Source organism: Mycobacterium sp. URHB0044, from assembly GCF_000620625.1.
Lineage (GTDB): Bacteria > Actinomycetota > Actinomycetes > Mycobacteriales > Mycobacteriaceae > Mycobacterium.
This window is the reverse complement of sequence record NZ_JIAW01000001.1, coordinates 272,899-288,399: the sequence shown is the minus strand read 5'-3', so window position 1 is coordinate 288,399 and position 15,501 is coordinate 272,899. Positions and strand designations below refer to the sequence as shown.

At 65.2% G+C, this 15,501-nt stretch carries 19 protein-coding genes and 1 pseudogene; 14 read left to right on the top strand and 6 right to left on the bottom strand.

The genetic code is table 11. The features are described 5' to 3' along the window. Positions 1 to 10 precede the first annotated feature (10 nt). Genes N536_RS0101375 through N536_RS0101365 form a run of 3 tightly spaced genes read left to right on the top strand, consistent with a single transcriptional unit; the run spans position 11 to position 2,420 of the window. On the top strand, positions 11 to 1,225 hold the full coding sequence (locus N536_RS0101375) for an MCE family protein (RefSeq protein WP_029111969.1): 1,215 nt from the start codon (positions 11 to 13) through the stop codon (positions 1,223 to 1,225). Then, the gene (locus N536_RS0101370; RefSeq protein WP_064751501.1) at positions 1,222 to 2,034 is read left to right on the top strand and encodes an alpha/beta fold hydrolase; all 813 of its coding nucleotides are present in this window, start codon (positions 1,222 to 1,224) and stop codon (positions 2,032 to 2,034) included. Before N536_RS0101375 ends, N536_RS0101370 begins: the two co-directional genes overlap by 4 nt. Next, positions 2,031 to 2,420 carry a nuclear transport factor 2 family protein gene (locus N536_RS0101365; protein ID WP_029111967.1) on the top strand — a complete coding sequence of 130 codons (390 nt, stop codon included), beginning with the start codon at positions 2,031 to 2,033 and terminating at the stop codon, positions 2,418 to 2,420. The genes N536_RS0101370 and N536_RS0101365 overlap by 4 nt, the downstream gene beginning before the upstream one ends. An 11-nt stretch (positions 2,421 to 2,431) precedes the next feature. Here the strand turns inward: N536_RS0101365 and N536_RS37055 are convergent, their stop codons facing one another. Together N536_RS37055 and N536_RS0101355 are read right to left on the bottom strand one after the other, a co-directional pair. Further along, complete coding sequence (locus N536_RS37055) at positions 2,432 to 3,331, bottom strand: alpha/beta fold hydrolase (RefSeq protein WP_036434943.1); 900 nt, start codon at positions 3,329 to 3,331, stop codon at positions 2,432 to 2,434. Next, a complete protein-coding gene (locus N536_RS0101355) occupies positions 3,328 to 4,851 on the bottom strand; it encodes an NAD(P)/FAD-dependent oxidoreductase (RefSeq protein ID WP_051574139.1) in 1,524 nt (507 codons plus the stop codon). The genes N536_RS37055 and N536_RS0101355 overlap by 4 nt, the downstream gene beginning before the upstream one ends. Positions 4,852 to 5,048: 197 nt before the next feature. On the opposite strand from N536_RS0101355, the gene N536_RS0101350 reads away from it, so the two are divergent. Both N536_RS0101350 and N536_RS0101345 read left to right on the top strand, forming a co-directional pair. Next, positions 5,049 to 6,329, top strand: a complete 1,281-nt coding sequence (locus N536_RS0101350) for a CdaR family transcriptional regulator (RefSeq protein ID WP_029111965.1) — start codon at positions 5,049 to 5,051, stop codon at positions 6,327 to 6,329. After that, a complete protein-coding gene (locus N536_RS0101345; RefSeq protein WP_369798359.1) occupies positions 6,256 to 6,825 on the top strand; it encodes a DUF4345 domain-containing protein in 570 nt (189 codons plus the stop codon). The genes N536_RS0101350 and N536_RS0101345 overlap by 74 nt, the downstream gene beginning before the upstream one ends. Here N536_RS0101345 and N536_RS0101340 read toward each other — a convergent pair. Further along, positions 6,809 to 7,411, bottom strand: coding sequence for a TetR/AcrR family transcriptional regulator (locus N536_RS0101340; RefSeq protein WP_029111963.1), 603 nt, complete (start codon positions 7,409 to 7,411; stop codon positions 6,809 to 6,811). The two genes, N536_RS0101345 and N536_RS0101340, sit on opposite strands and share 17 nt — an antisense overlap. 95 nt (positions 7,412 to 7,506) lie before the next feature. On the opposite strand from N536_RS0101340, the gene N536_RS0101335 reads away from it, so the two are divergent. The 3 genes from N536_RS0101335 to N536_RS0101325 are packed head-to-tail and all read left to right on the top strand — an operon-like array spanning position 7,507 to position 10,128. Beyond that, positions 7,507 to 8,418 carry an alpha/beta fold hydrolase gene (locus N536_RS0101335; protein WP_081808995.1) on the top strand — a complete coding sequence of 304 codons (912 nt, stop codon included), beginning with the start codon at positions 7,507 to 7,509 and terminating at the stop codon, positions 8,416 to 8,418. Next, on the top strand, positions 8,415 to 9,110 hold the full coding sequence (locus N536_RS0101330; protein ID WP_029111961.1) for an SDR family oxidoreductase: 696 nt from the start codon (positions 8,415 to 8,417) through the stop codon (positions 9,108 to 9,110). The genes N536_RS0101335 and N536_RS0101330 overlap by 4 nt, the downstream gene beginning before the upstream one ends. A gap of 16 nt (positions 9,111 to 9,126) precedes the next feature. Next, positions 9,127 to 10,128: an NADP-dependent oxidoreductase gene (locus N536_RS0101325; RefSeq protein ID WP_029111960.1), complete on the top strand. Its 1,002-nt coding sequence runs from the start codon at positions 9,127 to 9,129 to the stop codon at positions 10,126 to 10,128. 38 nt (positions 10,129 to 10,166) lie between these two features. On the opposite strand, the pseudogene N536_RS41170 reads toward N536_RS0101325, so the two are convergent. Continuing rightward, positions 10,167 to 10,400, bottom strand: a pseudogene (locus N536_RS41170) (antitoxin); the annotation flags it as partial. 69 nt (positions 10,401 to 10,469) lie between these two features. On the opposite strand from N536_RS41170, the gene N536_RS0101320 reads away from it, so the two are divergent. Both N536_RS0101320 and N536_RS0101315 read left to right on the top strand, forming a co-directional pair. Continuing rightward, positions 10,470 to 10,718, top strand: a complete 249-nt coding sequence (locus N536_RS0101320; protein ID WP_029111959.1) for a type II toxin-antitoxin system Phd/YefM family antitoxin — start codon at positions 10,470 to 10,472, stop codon at positions 10,716 to 10,718. 3 nt (positions 10,719 to 10,721) lie between these two features. Continuing rightward, complete coding sequence (locus N536_RS0101315) at positions 10,722 to 11,114, top strand: type II toxin-antitoxin system VapC family toxin (protein WP_029111958.1); 393 nt, start codon at positions 10,722 to 10,724, stop codon at positions 11,112 to 11,114. A 19-nt stretch (positions 11,115 to 11,133) separates the two neighbouring features. Here N536_RS0101315 and N536_RS0101310 read toward each other — a convergent pair whose 3' ends face one another. Further along, positions 11,134 to 11,781 carry a dihydrofolate reductase family protein gene (locus tag N536_RS0101310; protein ID WP_029111957.1) on the bottom strand — a complete coding sequence of 216 codons (648 nt, stop codon included), beginning with the start codon at positions 11,779 to 11,781 and terminating at the stop codon, positions 11,134 to 11,136. Between the two features lie 334 nt (positions 11,782 to 12,115). Here N536_RS0101310 and N536_RS0101305 point away from each other — a divergent pair, with 334 nt between their 5' ends. Continuing rightward, positions 12,116 to 12,982: a helix-turn-helix transcriptional regulator gene (locus N536_RS0101305; RefSeq protein WP_029111956.1), complete on the top strand. Its 867-nt coding sequence runs from the start codon at positions 12,116 to 12,118 to the stop codon at positions 12,980 to 12,982. Here N536_RS0101305 and N536_RS0101300 read toward each other — a convergent pair. Then, positions 12,963 to 13,853, bottom strand: coding sequence for an LLM class F420-dependent oxidoreductase (locus tag N536_RS0101300; protein WP_029111955.1), 891 nt, complete (start codon positions 13,851 to 13,853; stop codon positions 12,963 to 12,965). The two genes, N536_RS0101305 and N536_RS0101300, sit on opposite strands and share 20 nt — an antisense overlap. A 197-nt stretch (positions 13,854 to 14,050) precedes the next feature. Between N536_RS0101300 and N536_RS0101295 the strand changes: the two genes are divergently transcribed. From N536_RS0101295 to N536_RS0101285, 3 genes are read left to right on the top strand one after another with little or no spacing between them, the layout of a single operon-like run. After that, complete coding sequence (locus N536_RS0101295) at positions 14,051 to 14,638, top strand: TetR/AcrR family transcriptional regulator (protein WP_029111954.1); 588 nt, start codon at positions 14,051 to 14,053, stop codon at positions 14,636 to 14,638. 46 nt (positions 14,639 to 14,684) lie between these two features. Next, positions 14,685 to 15,131 carry a TIGR03618 family F420-dependent PPOX class oxidoreductase gene (locus N536_RS0101290; protein WP_029111953.1) on the top strand — a complete coding sequence of 149 codons (447 nt, stop codon included), beginning with the start codon at positions 14,685 to 14,687 and terminating at the stop codon, positions 15,129 to 15,131. A gap of 13 nt (positions 15,132 to 15,144) precedes the next feature. Continuing rightward, positions 15,145 to 15,501: an MmcQ/YjbR family DNA-binding protein gene (locus N536_RS0101285; RefSeq protein WP_029111952.1), complete on the top strand. Its 357-nt coding sequence runs from the start codon at positions 15,145 to 15,147 to the stop codon at positions 15,499 to 15,501.

The window sequence follows — 15,501 nt, the reverse complement described above, 5'->3', positions numbered from 1 at the left end:
ACTGAGCGGCATGCGCCTGCCCGGAATCGACGTGCAGCGGCGGCCGCCGTATAGGACTGTTGGCGCCGCATCCTTGGTGCTGGTAATGGTTGCCGCTGCGTTGGTGTGGTTACAGTTCCGTGGCGTGCTGGCTTCGACGACGCGGGTGACACTGCTGACTAGCCGGGCAGGCTTGATGATGGATCCGGGATCCAAGGTCACCTATAACGGCGTGCAGATCGGCCGAGTTGCCGCCGTCGACCAGATCAGTGACGGCACGGTACGCGGAGCCAGGCTGACCCTCGCTGTGGATCCTAGATACCTCGAGTTGATTCCCGTGAACGTCGATGCTCACATCACCGCTTCGACCATCTTCGGTGCAAAGTACGTGTCGTTGTCTGCACCGACGGCGCCTGCGCCCCAGCGGCTCAAAGACCTCGACGTGATCGATGTGTCCTCCGTGACCACCGAAGTGGACACCCTGTTCGAGACGATCACCTCGATCTCGGAAAAGGTCGATCCGGTAAAGCTGAATCAGACCTTGTCCGCAACGGCGCAAGCACTCGACGGGCTAGGCCACCACTTCGGGCAGTCGATCCTCGACGGCAACGACATCCTCGCCGAGCTCAATCCTCAAATGCCCCAGATCCGGTACGACATCCATCGTTTGGCCGACGTGGACGATGAGTACGCGAAAGCGGCACCAGACCTGTTCGCCGGCCTTCAGAACGCGGTCAGCACCGCACGAACGCTCAATGACCAACGCGGAAACCTTGATCACGCGCTGATGGCCGCGATCGGTTTCGGCGCCACCGCCGGCGACCTTGTCGAGCGCAGTGGTCCCTACCTGGTCCGTGGCGCCGCTGACTCGGTAGCCACCTCGGGCCTGCTCGACGAGTACAGCCCGGAAATCTTCTGCACCATCCGCAACTACCACGACGTCGCACCGAAAGTAGCTGCCGCTTCCGGTGGTAACGGTTACTCGGGGATCGCCCGCGTCGAGTTGGTTGGGGCGGGAAACCCCTACGTCTACCCGGACAACCTGCCGCGGATCAACGCGCGCGGCGGCCCAGAAGGCCGGCCCGGCTGCTGGCAACCGGTCACGCGCGACCTCTGGCCGGCGCCGTATCTGGTGATGGACACCGGCGCCAGCATCGCGCCCTACAACCATCTCGGACTCGGTCAACCCATCCTGATCGACTACGTGTGGGGACGCCAAGTCGGAGAGAACACCATCAACCCATGAAGGACCCCACCGTGACTCGAACACCGGCCTCGCCCAACGTGTACATCCGCGAGGGTGGGTCGGGATCCCCCACACTGTTGCTGTTGCACGGGCTCGGCGCTACGGGCGACGTATGGACGGGCGTCACGGCACTATTGGAACAGCGATGGCCGGGCAGTTGGATGGTGCCAGACCTCCCTGGCCATGGCCGGTCGGGACGCCTTGACCGCTACACCTATTCGACGATGGCGCACGCGATCGCCGATGCGTTGGATGTTCGGGAACCGCTCTGCATCATGGGGCACTCCCTTGGCGGCGTACTGGCCATGATGCTCGCATCAGATGAGTTCGGTGTCGACGTACGTTCGGTGTGCGCACTCAGTGTCAAACCCGATGAGTGGCCTGAGGAAGCGATGTCCGCCGCGGTCGCCATCGCCGCCATGCCACACCCATCGTTCGCCACCAAATCCGAAGCGATCGATCACGTCCTGAGTTCACTCGGTGAAGTCGACGACCTGACAGCGTGGCCCGCCGAAGCACGGAATTGGTGGGCCTCCTGCGTGCTTGAAAACGAAGGCGGGTGGGCGCCGGCGATGGATCAAGGCGTTTACGCCGTGGGGCCGCACGAGATGGACGAACTCTTGGCGCGATGTCGCGCGGACCTTCTACTTGCCGCAGGAACGATGGATCCGCTCTGCCCTCCCAACGCACTGCGATCACTGCATCCGAACGTGGTGCTCCTCGACGGGGAAGGGCACTCCCCCCATGTTCGGGATGCCAACACGATGTGGCCCCTGCTTCAGCACTTTCTCGACGGCTCGTGCAAGTGACGGCCGGTCAGAACACGGTGGACGCGGCGGCGTGGGTGCGTGAGCACTATGCGACCGGCACTGATGCACTCAGCGTGGAAGGGTTCGTGCGCGACTTGGCCGATGACGTGCGAATGGTCAGCCCTGCAGGCGAACTAAGCGGACTTGCCGCCGTCCGCGCCAGCGCGCGGGCGCTCTTCTCCGTGCTCAGCGCACTGCGGCATGAAATCCACACCGTCGCAACGCCTTCACCCAGCACGATAGTCGTCGACGCCACCGTCACCTATTGGTTTCTATCGGGTCATCAGACGTCGTTGCCGGCGGTGACGACGTTTCAGATGCGGGACGGGCAGGTGGCAATCATTCACTTGGACATGGACATGACCGCCCTACGACCGGCCACATGAAGAATGACGTGTCACCCGGCGCTTGGTGCGTGAACTCGCGACCGTTCCGAGTCGGCTGGCGCAGTCCGTTCGGCATCGGCGAGGAAGGCCAGAACGCTGGCGGCGAATTCGTCCGGGCACTCGATCTGCGGCATGTGACCGACGCCCGGGAACAACCGAGTCTGTGCATGCGGGATGAGTCGACTGGCCGCGTCGAGGTGGTGGGCGGGCAGGATGCGGTCGCGGTCGCCCCACAGGATCAGCGTGGGCCGGACGTGACGCGTGGCCGCGTTGATCAGCTCGGCACGCCATTCGGCCTTGATGCCGCGTCGGGTGCCAAGGTGGCGGGCAATCTCGAGCGTGACGATGCCGGGGTCGGGTTGGCCGGCGATGGCCAACGCGTGTTCGATTCGCCCCTTGCTCGCCAAGGTTCGGTCGACGTAGAGGAGGCGTTCGGTGAGGGATGCGCCGCCGCGCGTGGTGCGTCGAGTCATGAGCTCGCCGACGGTGGGAATTGCCATCAGCCGCAACGGGATCGCGACGTCGGCGCCGAAGCCCGCGCCGTTGCTCAGCACCAGACTTGCCACCCGGTCCGGATCGAGACTCAGCAGTTGCAGCGCCACCGCGCCGCCCAGAGAGTTACCGATCACGTGCAGCGGGCGCCGTTCGCCCAGAACGTCGAGGGTGTCGAGTGCGCCGCGCGCGAGCACCTCGAGCGTGGTCGGTTCGGCCGTGCGGGCCGAGAATCCGAAGCCCGGCAGATCGAGCGCGATGATCCGATGGGCTCCGGACAGGCGCGGGTATTGAAGCACCCAGTCCTCGAGGCTGCGGCCGATTCCGTGCAACAGCAGGACCGGCGGGCTCGCCGGGTCGCCTTCGACACGGACGCGGGTGCGTCGGCCGTTGACCGAGACGATGACGGGGGCGCTCACCGGGCGGCCACTTCGAGCGGGGTCACCGTCGAGTTGACCGCGGACTCGGTGAAGCTCAGCACGGCGTCGTCGACCGGGCCGCGCCGCAACACCGAGCGATCCAGCGCGTACTTCGTGTGCGCGACCCACGGGGCAGCCGGGCCTTGGCGCGGCAGCATGTGCACTGCGCGAGCGAGATATCCCGATTCCATGTCGAGCAGGGGCCGCGTGTCAGCGGTCCCCGACTCGCTGACGGGGGTCACGGTCGCATAGCCGTGCCGGTCCATGTGGGCTAGCAGGCGGCACAGGTGGTCGGCAACCAGGTCAACCTTGAGAGTCCACGAATTGTTCGTGTACCCAAGGAGATACGCGAAGTTGGGCACTCCGCTGACCATCATCGACTTGTATGCCACCCGATCGTGAACGTCGACTTTTTGTCCATCGACGTGCAGGTCGATCTTTCCGAAGGGGACGACGTTCAGTCCCGTTGCGGTGACGATGATGTCGGCGTCGAGTTCATTGCCCGACTCGAGCAAGATTCCCCGCTCGGTGAACCGCACGATGCGGTCGGTGACGACCGACGCCGCGCCCCGGGAGATGGCGTTGAACATGTCGGAATCGGGCACCATGCACAGCCGCTGATCCCATGGGTCGTAGGCCGGTTTGAAGTGCGTGTCGACGGCATACCCCTCGGGCAGTGCGCGTGCGTTGACCCACCGGATCACCTTCCGCATCAAACCGGGGTAGCGCTTGCTGAGCGTGTAGATCAGATGCTGACGATTGACGTTGATCTTCCGCGTGATTGCGTATGCCACGGTGTCGGGCAGTAGTCGGCGCAGCCTGTTGGCAAGCGCGTCCTGGCGGGGTATCGGCAGGACATAGGACGGTGATCGCTGCAGCATCGTGACGTGCCTGGCGGTGTCGGCCATCGCCGGCAGCATGGTCACCGCCGTGGCGCCACTGCCGATGATGACGACCTCCTTGCCGGCATGGTCGAGGTCCTCGGGCCACTGTTGGGGGTGGACGATGTCGCCCCGGAAGTCTTCTCGGCCGTCGAAGTGGGGGGTGTATCCGCCGTCGTAGTCGTAATAGCCTGCAGCGGACACCAGCATGGCGCAGGTGACGTCGAACTGCTTACCGTCGCCGGCGCGCTCGAGCGTGACGGTCCAGCGCGCCTGCTCGCTCGAGAAGTCAGCGCGAAGCACCTTGTGGCCAAGATGGATGCGGCGATCGAGGTCGTACTCCGCAATGGTCTCGTTCAGGTAGCCGAGGATCTCGTGGGCGTCGGCAATCGCGTTGTCCCTCGCCCACGGTTTGAATTCGAAGCCGAAGGTGTGCAGGTCGGCGTCGGACCGGATGCCCGGGTAGCGGAACAGGTCCCAAGTGCCCCCGATCGCGTTGCGTCTGTCGACGATGGCGAACGTCCGGCCGGGCTGCTTCATGACCAGGTGACAGCCCAGCCCGATACCGGAGATGCCGGCACCGACGATCAGCACGTCAACGTGATCGAATGTCGTTGGGACGGAGCGCAATTTGCTCACTTCGGAATCCTGTTCCTCATCGGGTTGGCCGGCTACTACGGTGGACGCGCGAGACGACGTGTGGAACGATCGACATGTCGCCCACTGTGTCCGTGGGCACAATTTAGGGCGCCGATGAGGCCGCCCGCTCGTGCAGAAACGCCAATCTGGCGCCCCCCGCTTGTTACGCGGTCACAATCGGCCGTAGATTCGCCAGCATGGAGGTCGAGTGGCCACCGGTGCGCGAACCCGGCGCACAGCGCGTGTGGCGCGATGTGTTGCAGCCCATCGCCGCAGAGATGCGCCGTTCTGTCGCCGAACTCACCGCGCGAACGGTGTCTCACATTCAGGCCGAGGCGCCCGAGCTGTTGCCGGATGCCCAGATCGTCGAAGAGGCCCGTAACGGCACCGAGGAGAGCCTCACTCAGCTGGCACAGCTCATCGAACTCAGTGCAGACCCGAGACGGCTCGAGCCGCCGCCGTCAACCCTTGCCTTCATCCGCTCCGCGGTGTGGCGGCAAGTCCCGCTCGCCGACAACATGCGGTTCTATCGGTTGGCCCAGGAGCAGGTGTGGCAATGGTTCTTCGCACGTATCACCGAGACTTGTCCCGACCCGGGAGACCTGGCGACCGCGCTGGAGTTGACCACCCGATTCTTGTTCGCCTTCGTTGACGGTGCGACGGTCCGCGTCGACGAGGCCTACGAGATCGAGCGCGAGACCTGGTTACGAGGTGCCGCCGCAGCGCGAGCCGACGCGATCGACGACATTCTCGCCGATCGTGAGCACGACGGGCAGGCGGCATCGAAACGGTTGCGCTACGACGTGGGCCGCCACCACCTCGGCGTCATCGCCTGGGTTGACCATGTGCCCGCAACGGGTGATGCCCTAGCGCTGCTCAACGAGTCGCTGTCTCGTGTGGCCCGATCGTTCGCCGCGGAGAGCAGCCTCACCCAACCTACTGGGTCGCTGGTGGTTGCGGCTTGGTTCAGCAGTCCCCGCGCCTTCCCGACGGATGAAGTGGCGATCGTCGAAAGTGGCTGGGAGTCAAACTCTTTGCCCGACGGGCTCAGTATCGCGGTGGGTGAGCCCGGCCACGGTCTCGCGGGTTTTCGCCGCACTCACATTCAGGCCGGCCACGCGCGAAGGGTGGCATCGTTGGTCGCGCCCCACGGTGGGCCCGTCACTCGGTATCGAGACGTCGCGGTGGCGGCGCTCTGCACAGCGGACGGCAATCACGCCGCGGCCTTCGTCGGCAGTGTCTTGGGGCAGTTGGCCGCCGACGACGACGTCACATTTCGGCTGGCGACGACGCTCGCCACCTACCTACGCGAAAATCGAAGCCGCACCAGGACCGCCGCGCTGCTCGGCGTCCATCCCAACACCGTCAGCTACCGAGTCCGCCAAGCCGAGGAACTGTTAGGCCGTGACCTCGCCGGCGATCTTCTCGATCTCCAGGTGGCACTGGAACTCTTGCCCGCGCTGCGAAGACTCGAGTAGCCCCCGACCACACCGATTGGTTTACATCACCACGCAGAGTCATGTAGCGTCGTCGATCAACAGTACACCGATCGGTTTATTAGGAGTAATCGTGACGCAGCAACATGGTGGCAGTCGGCGAGGATTGCAGCGGACACTAGCGGTGCTCGCGGCGGTACCGATGGCCAGCGCGATCGGGGAAATCGTCCGTGGTGCACAGGGAGTTCCCGGCGGTTCGCCGGCTGTGGTGCCGACAGTGGACAGCTCGCTGCGCTATGCCAACGTGTTCAAACTGGCGGTCGGACCGGTCATGTGGTCTCAGCTCGCCCGCGTCGAGCAGTCGTCGACCGTGACTCTCGCATTGTCGACGATCTTCGTCGGCGGCCTCGTTCGAGTTCGGTCATGGCAACAGAGCGGGCGCCCGCATCCCATCACGGTGTCGGCGATTGTGCTCGAAACCGTTGGAGTTCCGATCCTGCTTGCCTGGAAGCGGCGCCTCTCTACGAACGCGGCTTGACGGCGGCCTGATCGATCAGCGCCTCGGCCGTCGCCCGAGCCCTCGCCCACGGCGCCGGGTCGTTCAGCGACGTGGACAGTCCGGCCGCCCCCTCGTAGAGCAGCGCGATCTGGTTGCCGAGCATGTCCGGGTCCGCCGCCCCGGCCGCTCGGGCCAGTTCGGTGAGGCCAACGATGTAGTCCCGCTTGTGCAGGTGGACGATATCCTCCACTCCGGGCATCACCCCAGCAGCTTCGACGGCGGCATTGTGGAATGGGCAGCCCCGCATCCTGCCGCCGTCGGCATCGGTGAGTTCGAACAGGGCAAGCAACTGCGCCCGGGGCGTGGCATCCGGCGTCTGCGCCGACGTTTCCTCACCCTCCCCCTGCTGCCGCAGCTGGCGCAGGTATTCCTCAACGAGGGCGGTCTTGCTCGGAAAGTGTTGATACAACGTCCGTTTGGACACGGACGCCCGATCGGCGATCAAGTCAACGCCTGTCGCGTTGATGCCCTCGAAGTAGAACAGCTGTGCCGCCGCAGCCAAGATTCGTCGACGCGCGCCCCGGCCTCCGCGGGTAGTCGATTCCTTCTCGGTGAGCGACGTCATAGTTCGAGTATACCGAACGGTTTACAAATAGGCGAGCGGCGTGCTAGCGTCATCGACAGAAGTACACCAATCGGTTTACCGCAAAGGAAGCGATCATGGCAGACAAACGAGTCACCCGGAACGACCCCGTCACTCACGTGCACCCAGCGTCCAGTCATTGGGGCGGCACCTCGTACAAGAACGCGCCGACCAAGTCGGTCTCGGTGGGCGGGACCCGCTTCGCCTACCGCGAGCTGGGCATCGATTCCGGTGTCCCGGTCATCTTCCTCAACCACTTGGCCGCCAACCTCGACAACTGGGACCCCCGCGTCGTCGACGGCATCGCCGCCAAACACCGCGTCATCACCTTCGACAACCGGGGCGTGGGCGCCTCTGAAGGCAAGACCCCCGACACCGTCGAAGCCATGGCACGAGACGCCATCGCCTTCATCAAGGCACTGGGCTTCCCCCAGGTCGACCTGCTCGGCTTCTCGCTAGGCGGCATGGTCACCCAGGCCATTGCCCAACAAGCCCCCACCCTGATCCGCAAGATCATCCTCGCCGGCACCGGACCCGCCGGAGGCGAAGGCATCGTCAACGTCACCAAGATCACCTACCTCGACACCGTGCACGCCCTCACCACGTTCAAGGACCCCAAGGAACTGCTGTTCTTCACCCGCACCCCGCACGGCAAGACCGAAGCCAAGGCGTTCATCAAGCGCTTGAAGGAACGCACCGCCGACCGCGACAAGGCTATCGCCATCCGCGCCTTCCGCACCCAACTCACCGCGATCCACAGCTGGGGCCTGGCCAAGCCCGCCGACCTCTCCGTCATTCAGCACCCCGTGCTGGTCGCCAACGGCGATGACGACCGCATGGTCCCCACCAGCAACAGCTACGACCTGGCGCGCCGGTTGCCGAACGCCACCCTGCGCATCTATCCCGACGCCGGACACGGCGGCATCTTCCAATTCCACGACCGCTTCGTCCCCGAGGCCCTCGCGTTCCTGGGATCGGTGAACGCATGACGTCGCTCGCCGGTCAGACGGTTCTGGTCACAGGCGCCAACCGCGGCATGGGGCGCGAATACGTCGCGCAGCTTCTCGACCGCGGAGTGGCGAAAGTGTATGCGGCTGCTCGTAATCCGCACACGATCGACGTGGTGGACCCGCGGGTGGTTCCGGTGCGGCTCGACGTCACCGATGCGGCTTCCGTCGCCGAAGTGGCTGCGGCCGCGTCCGACACGAGCGTGCTCATCAACAACGCGGGCATCGCCCGCGGCGCCTCGGTCCTATCACCGGACGCCACCAAGCTCCGCGAGGAGATGGAGACGAACCTGTTCGGTCCGCTGGCGATGGCCTCCGCCTTCGCCGATCGGATTGCCGAGCGGTCGGGGGCGATCGTCAACGTCTCGTCGGTGCTCGCGTGGTTACCCGTCGGCGCCAGCTACGGGGTCACGAAGGCCGCGATGTGGAGTGCGACGGATTCCATGCGCACCGAGCTCGCGTCGCGTGGCGTGCAGGTGGTCGGTGTCTACGTCGGCCTCGTCGACACCGACATGGCGTCGTTCGCGGATAGCCCCAAGTCCGACCCCGCCGACGTGGTTCGTCAAGTACTCGACGGCATCGAGTCCGGCGCCGACGAGGTGCTGGCCGACGAGATGAGCCGCGACGCGCGTGCCCGGATGAACAAGCCGATTCACGAGCGCTTCAGCGCGTGACGAAGACGGGACGATCATGAAGGCATTCGCGATCGATCGCTACAAGAGCAAGGACGGCGGTCGCTTCGTCGACATGCCGCAGCCTGCGGTCGGGGACGACGACGTCCTCGTTCAGGTGCATGCGGCCGGCGTGAATCTGCTCGACGCCAAGATCGCGTCGGGCGAGTTCAAACTCATGCTGCCGTACCGGTTCCCGCTCATTCTCGGCAACGACGTGGCCGGAGTCGTTGTTCAGGTCGGCCCCCGCGTACGGGGGTTCAAACCGGGCGATGAGGTCTACGCGCGGCCGGACAAGGACAGGATCGGCACCTTCGCGGAGTTCATCGCCATGCACGAACGCGACGTGGCGATCAAGCCGGTCCGACTCAGCATGGAGGAAGCGGCGTCCATTCCGCTGGTCGGTCTGACCGCGTGGCAGGCGCTCGTCGAGATGGCGGATCTGCAACCCGGACAGAAGGTCTTCATCCAGGCTGGCACCGGCGGTGTCGGCACGTTCGCCATCCAACTGGCGAAACACCTCGGCGCGACGGTGGCTACGACGGCGAGCTCCGCCAACTTCGAATTGGTGAAATCCCTTGGCGCGGACGTCATGATCGACTACAAGAAGGAAGACTTCGAGACCATGCTGCACGGCTACGACGTCGTGCTGCACAGCCAGGATTCCGAGACCCTCGACAAGTCGCTGCGCGTGCTCAAACCGGGCGGGATGCTCATCTCGATCTCCGGGCCACCCGACCCGGCCTTCGCGAAGGAACTCGGCTTGCCGTGGTACGTCAAGCAGATCATCCGCGTCTTGAGCTTCGGTGCGAGGCGAAAGGCCAAGCGGCTCAAGGCGGGTTTTCGGTTCCTCTTCATGAGGGCGGAGGGCGCTCAGCTGAGCGAGATCACGTCGCTCATCGATCGGGGCGTGATTCGTCCGGTCATGGACAGGGTGTTTTCGTTCGATGAGACCAAGGCGGCGGTGGACTACGTCGAAGCGGGACGCACCAAGGGCAAGGTCGTCGTCAAGGTGAGGTAAGCCGGCGCGCTGCCACGATCTGCGTGCTGGTTGCGCACCTATGAGCCACCTGTCACCCGCCGCCATGAGGCCAGATCGCCCCACTCATCGGGTTCGTCGGCCGGGTAGCGATCGTAGGCCGCGTAACTGGCGTCAACCTCTGTCGATCGATGACGGGCAAGTAATGCCCCGAGCGCCTCATCAATCAGGGCCGCATCGGTGCTCCCTGGACGCACGTTGCGCGCACGGTTCAGCAGCTGAGCATCAACCGTCGTGCTCAGACGTATGCGATCCACTTCGTCATTATGCGCTGGTCACCGGCCCTGTAGCAGGATGTAGCACATTTCGCTACAGTGGGGTTCATGGCCAAGACGATCGCACAGCGCGACCTACGCAACGAGAACGCGAAGGTGATCGACGCAGTCACTGGCGGCGAGACGTTCATCGTCACACGCAACGGCGAGCCGGTCGCCGAGCTTCGCCCGCTGCGTGCAGGCAGGCGCACCTTCATCACACGCGACGAAGTCGCGGGGTTGGCGACCGCCGCGGTGCGCATTGATCATCGGCGCTTCCGTGACGACCTCGACCGACTGATCGATCAAGGGCTGTAGGCGATGGCGGGCCTCCTGGACACGTCGGTGGTGATCGACTGGCACGACCCCGGGGTGATTGCCGCGTTACCCGACGAAATGGCCATCTCTGCCATCACGGCGGCCGAACTCGCGGCCGGTCCATTGCTCGCCTCGACGCCGCTCGAGGCGGCCAAACGCCAGGCCCGGCTTCAGGAGGTCGAGTCGAGGCTCGAGCCGATCCCGTTCGACGGTGCCGCTGTGCGCAGCTACGGACTCGTCGTTGCGGCCGTGGTGCGCCGAGGACGAAGACCGCGAAGCAGATTCGCCGATCTGTTGATCGCCGCAACGGCGCACGCAAACCAACTGGATCTCTACAGCCGCAATGCCGACGACTTCGCCGGCCTCGAGGAATTGATCCAAGTCGTGAGCGTCTAACACGGATGCCTAAGCCGCGTCATCGCCGCCAGAACAAGTGGTGGATCACACCGCTGGGGCTGGGCACGACGTCATGGTGGAACCGGTCGTTCAGCTCGTCGGGTGACTCCCAGAGTCGCGACCCCGAACCGAGTTCGACGTTCGGTGAGACTGCCACGTGCAGGGTGTCGACGAGGTCGGCGTCGAGGAACTCGCGAATGATGGTGGCCCCGCCGCCGAGGCGAACGTCCTTGCCCTGCGCAGCTTCCCGGGCTTGCTCGAGGACGGTGGCCGGGTCACCGTCGACGAAGTGGAATGTCGTGTCGGACAGGCTGAACGACGGACGCTCATGGTGCGTCATCACGAACACCGGGGTGTGGAACGGCGGCTCGTCACCCCACCAGCCCTTCCATTCGTCGTCGCGCCACGGGCCGCGCAGGGGGCTGAACTTGTTGCGCCCCATGATCTCGGCGCCGATGTTGTTGGCGAAGTCGCGGGTGAGGTAGTCGTCGAGGCCACGGCTGCCGCCAGGGTCGGTGCGGTTGGGCCAGCTGGCCGTGGCGCCCGCCCACGCGAACATGTCACCGGGGTCGGCGTGGCCGAAGGGCCGCTCGAAGCTCTGGTTCTCCCCCGCACCGAAACCGTCCCGCGAGACGTTGAAGTTCTGGACTTTGAGCAGCTGGGTCACGCGGGTTCCTCCGGGTTCGTCGACGGTCGATGAATTGGACCGCGCCGGCAGGCGGAACTCATCGCGGACGTGTCCGGCCCACCCAGCACCATGCCGTTTGCGGTCCTATGGGCGTTTTCTACACCAGGGCTGCGAGTTCCGGCCATGAGCCGGTATGCACGACCATGGCGTCGAAAATGCGCATAGGCCCGAAAAGGTCTATAGCGCGATGTGACGGCTGCGGCAGCCGGCCCTCTCGACCAGTCGGCGTCGACCTCCGTGACTTCATACAGGGTCCAATGCCACCAGGCTAGGGCGGCGTGGGACGCATCCGTCGTCACTACGATCAACCTGTATGAAACAGTCCCCCGCTGCGGAACTGCGACGCCGTGACCAGCTCAGCGACTTCCTGCGCACACGCCGTGCGCGGTTGACGCCTGCTGACGTCGGGATGGCAGCGGGCGGCCGGCGCCGAACCCCCGGCTTGCGGCGCGAGGAGGTCGCCGCACTGGCAGGGGTCGGGGTGTCGTGGTACACCTGGCTCGAGCAGGGCCGCGACATCACGGTCTCCACCGCGGTGCTCGACGCAATCTCCACGGCGCTGCGCATGAGCGAGCCGGAGCGTATCCATCTGTACATGCTGTCCGGCCTCAACCCTCCGCCACCCGGCGGACACCGCGGCTCCTCGGTGACGCCGGAGTTGCTGAATCTGATCGACGCGTGGCTACCGCGCCCGGCGATGCTGCAGGATCGGCATTGGAATCTGCTTGCGATCAACGACGCGACACGAAACGTGTTCGGCTACACCGACGCCGACCACAACTGCCTCATCTCGTTCTTCACCAATGCGCGCTACCGCTCCATGTATGCGCACTGGACGTCAGTCGCACCGGGCGTCGTCGCAGCCTTTCGAGCCGACGCGGCACGGTATCCCGACGACCCGGAGTTTGCGCGCGTCGTCGACGATCTCAGTGCCATCAGCCCCGACTTCGTGACACTGTGGGGGCGTCACGACGTTGGCCCCCACGTGCAGGCGGTGAAGGCCGTGCAACACCCCGACGCCGGAGACCTCGTGTTCGACAAGACGACGCTGGCCCTCGCGGATCGCCCCGACTGGCAGCTGGTCATGTACAACCCCCGCCCGGGTTCGGGTACGCAGGAGCGGATCGAGCGGCTGAACATGACCACGACTGCGGCCACGTCTACTCCTGGAACTTCTTGATGAGGGCTGCCAACTCGTCGAGGTAACGCAGCGCATCTGCCTCCTGCGCACCGGCATCGCGGAAGAACACACAGTGATCGATCCCGCCTTCGGCCAGGATGGCGAGCTCGCGCTCGCCCAGTGGGGCGACGGTGCGCAACTGCTCGGTGCCGAGAAAGCCTCGTTGGTCGGCTCCGATCAACGTGACGGGGATCCGTCCGCGGCCCTGCATGGCGGCCCGTTGACGAAGCTCCGCCACTCGAGTCACCAGATCCTCCGGACGGCCGACGAGATTCGGAGCCCAGCCGTCGCCGTACTCGAGCACCCGATCGAGGACCGTAGGGCCATTGCCACCGATCAGAACGGGGACGTGTGGCCGCTGGATCGGCTTCGGCCAGGAGTAGATGGGATCGAAGTCCACGAATTCGCCGTGGAATTCGGCTTGCTCGCTGGTCCAGATCTCCTTCATCGCAAGTACCCGTTCACGCATCAACGCCAGTCGGGTCTTCGGCTCGGTACCGTGGTTGCGCATCTCCTCGTGGATCCAGCCGGCGCCCACACCGAGCTGGAATCGACCTCCCGAAATGTTGTCGAGGCTCGCTGCCTCCTTCGCAAGGGTTATCGGGTCCCGTTGGACGACAAGCGCGATGCCCGTGCCCAGGACTAGCCGCGTGGTGACGGCCGCGGCCGCAGCCAGCGCTACGAACGGATCGAGGGAGCGGTAGTAGTCCCGCACTGGAAGGTCACTTTCCGGAGGGGTAGGCCCGTTCACCGGCATATGCGTGTGCTCGGCGACGAACAGTGAATCGAACCCGCGTTCCTCCAAGGCCTGCGCCAACGCGGTGGCTGGAAGGCCCTCGTCCGTGATGAACGTGCTGACTCCGAACTTCATCGCCGCCCCCGCCGGTGCCGCCTTCCAGCGTCGCGAGCATTGCTTTGCGTCATGCACTCAGCGTGCCGATCGCTGGGCGCCACCAACAGTGCGCAGTCATCATGGGACCGCCACCACCACGGTCCGCCAGCCTTGGTCTCGGAACTTGCGCCGACGCGTTTCAAATTCGGCGCACGAAGATCTACACTCTTAGTAAGGTGACTAACTCACGCCGCGACGCTGCTGCCCGGCCCGGTAAGCGAGACCGATTGGTCAGCGCAGCCTATGAACTGGTGTATCGCCAGGGCGTCGTACGAACCACGCTGGCGGACATCGCCGAGGCGGCCGACGTACCGCCGGGCAACGTGTACTACTACTTCAAGACCAAGGACGACATCGTCGAAGCAGTGGTGGACGCACACGTCCGGCAGATCGCATCCACGCTCGAGGAGCTCGAGCGTCGGCATCGCACCCCAAAGGCTCGGCTCAAGGGGCTGATTCGGTTCCTGGCGCACCATGCAGACTCGACCGCCCGCTACGGCTGCCCACATGGAACGCTGGCATCGGAGCTGGGCAAGCGAGACGTGGCAGTCGACCCGCTCGCGGCCAGCTTGATGCAGGTCCAGCTCGACTGGGCCGAGCGGCAGTTCACTTCCATCGGCCGACGGGACGCCCGCGACCTGGCCGTCGAGCTGCTGATCGCCTACCAAGGCAGCGCGGTCCTCGCCAACGCGCTGGGACGACCCGAACTGATGACGCGGCAAACCCGACGGCTCGAGAAATGGCTCGACGCACTCGACGCGTGAACAGGCCTGATCCACAGCACCTTTGACCAAGGAAAGAGGAAAGCACATGACCGACCTATCCGCCTTCAGCGAGGTCGCCGCCGCCGACCAGGGGCTGTGCGTATTCACCACGTTGCGCGGCGACGGCAGCGTGCAGGCGTCGGTGCTCAACGCCGGCGTGCTGCCTCATCCCCTAACGGGTGAGCAGGTGGTAGGACTCGTCGCTGCCGGACGCTCTCGCAAGCTGGACAACCTGCGCGCCGACCCGCGGGCCACGATCGTCGCCCGGGCGGGTTGGCAGTGGGCCGCCGTCGAAGGAACAGCGCAGTTGATCGGGCTCGACGACCCCCACCCCGAGGTCGCCGACGAGCGACTGCGCCTGTTGCTCCGCGAGATCTTCACTGCCGCAGGCGGAACCCACGACGACTGGGACACCTACGACCGGGTGATGCGCGAGGAGCGCAGGGCCGCCGTCCTCATCACACCCACCCGCACCTACTCCAACCCGGCGTGACCACCTCGTCTTCATGACGCGTGACGACGTGCTCGACCACTGCGGAGGCCTCCCCGCAGCCGTCGAGGACTATCCGTTCGGCGACGGCCTCGCCGTCTTCAAGGTCGGCGGCAAGATATTCGCGCTCATTCCACTCGCAGCCGACCCGCCCAGTGTCAGCCTCAAGTGCGACCCGGACCTCGCGCTCCATCTGCGTGACCGGCACCAAGCCGTTCGCCCCGGATACCACCTGAACAAGCGCCACTGGAACACCGTCGACCTGGACGGGTCGATCGACGACGACGAGTGCCGCGAGATGATCGACCACTCCTACGACCTCGTCGTCGGACGGCTGACGAGGGCGAAACGCGCCGAACTCTTCGGCTCGTAG

Coding starts and splice junctions, on each gene's coding strand:
- N536_RS0101325 (WP_029111960.1), top strand. CDS start 9,127: ATGAAGGCATTCGCGATCGATCGCTACAAGAGCAAGGACGGCGGTCGC.
- N536_RS0101370 (WP_064751501.1), top strand. CDS start 1,222: ATGAAGGACCCCACCGTGACTCGAACACCGGCCTCGCCCAACGTGTAC.
- N536_RS0101330 (WP_029111961.1), top strand. CDS start 8,415: ATGACGTCGCTCGCCGGTCAGACGGTTCTGGTCACAGGCGCCAACCGC.
- N536_RS0101315 (WP_029111958.1), top strand. CDS start 10,722: ATGGCGGGCCTCCTGGACACGTCGGTGGTGATCGACTGGCACGACCCC.
- N536_RS0101335 (WP_081808995.1), top strand. CDS start 7,507: ATGGCAGACAAACGAGTCACCCGGAACGACCCCGTCACTCACGTGCAC.
- N536_RS0101285 (WP_029111952.1), top strand. CDS start 15,145: ATGACGCGTGACGACGTGCTCGACCACTGCGGAGGCCTCCCCGCAGCC.
- N536_RS0101320 (WP_029111959.1), top strand. CDS start 10,470: ATGGCCAAGACGATCGCACAGCGCGACCTACGCAACGAGAACGCGAAG.
- N536_RS0101290 (WP_029111953.1), top strand. CDS start 14,685: ATGACCGACCTATCCGCCTTCAGCGAGGTCGCCGCCGCCGACCAGGGG.
- N536_RS0101305 (WP_029111956.1), top strand. CDS start 12,116: ATGAAACAGTCCCCCGCTGCGGAACTGCGACGCCGTGACCAGCTCAGC.
- N536_RS0101340 (WP_029111963.1), bottom strand. CDS start 7,411: ATGACGTCGCTCACCGAGAAGGAATCGACTACCCGCGGAGGCCGGGGC.
- N536_RS0101350 (WP_029111965.1), top strand. CDS start 5,049: ATGGAGGTCGAGTGGCCACCGGTGCGCGAACCCGGCGCACAGCGCGTG.
- N536_RS0101300 (WP_029111955.1), bottom strand. CDS start 13,853: ATGAAGTTCGGAGTCAGCACGTTCATCACGGACGAGGGCCTTCCAGCC.
- N536_RS0101375 (WP_029111969.1), top strand. CDS start 11: ATGCGCCTGCCCGGAATCGACGTGCAGCGGCGGCCGCCGTATAGGACT.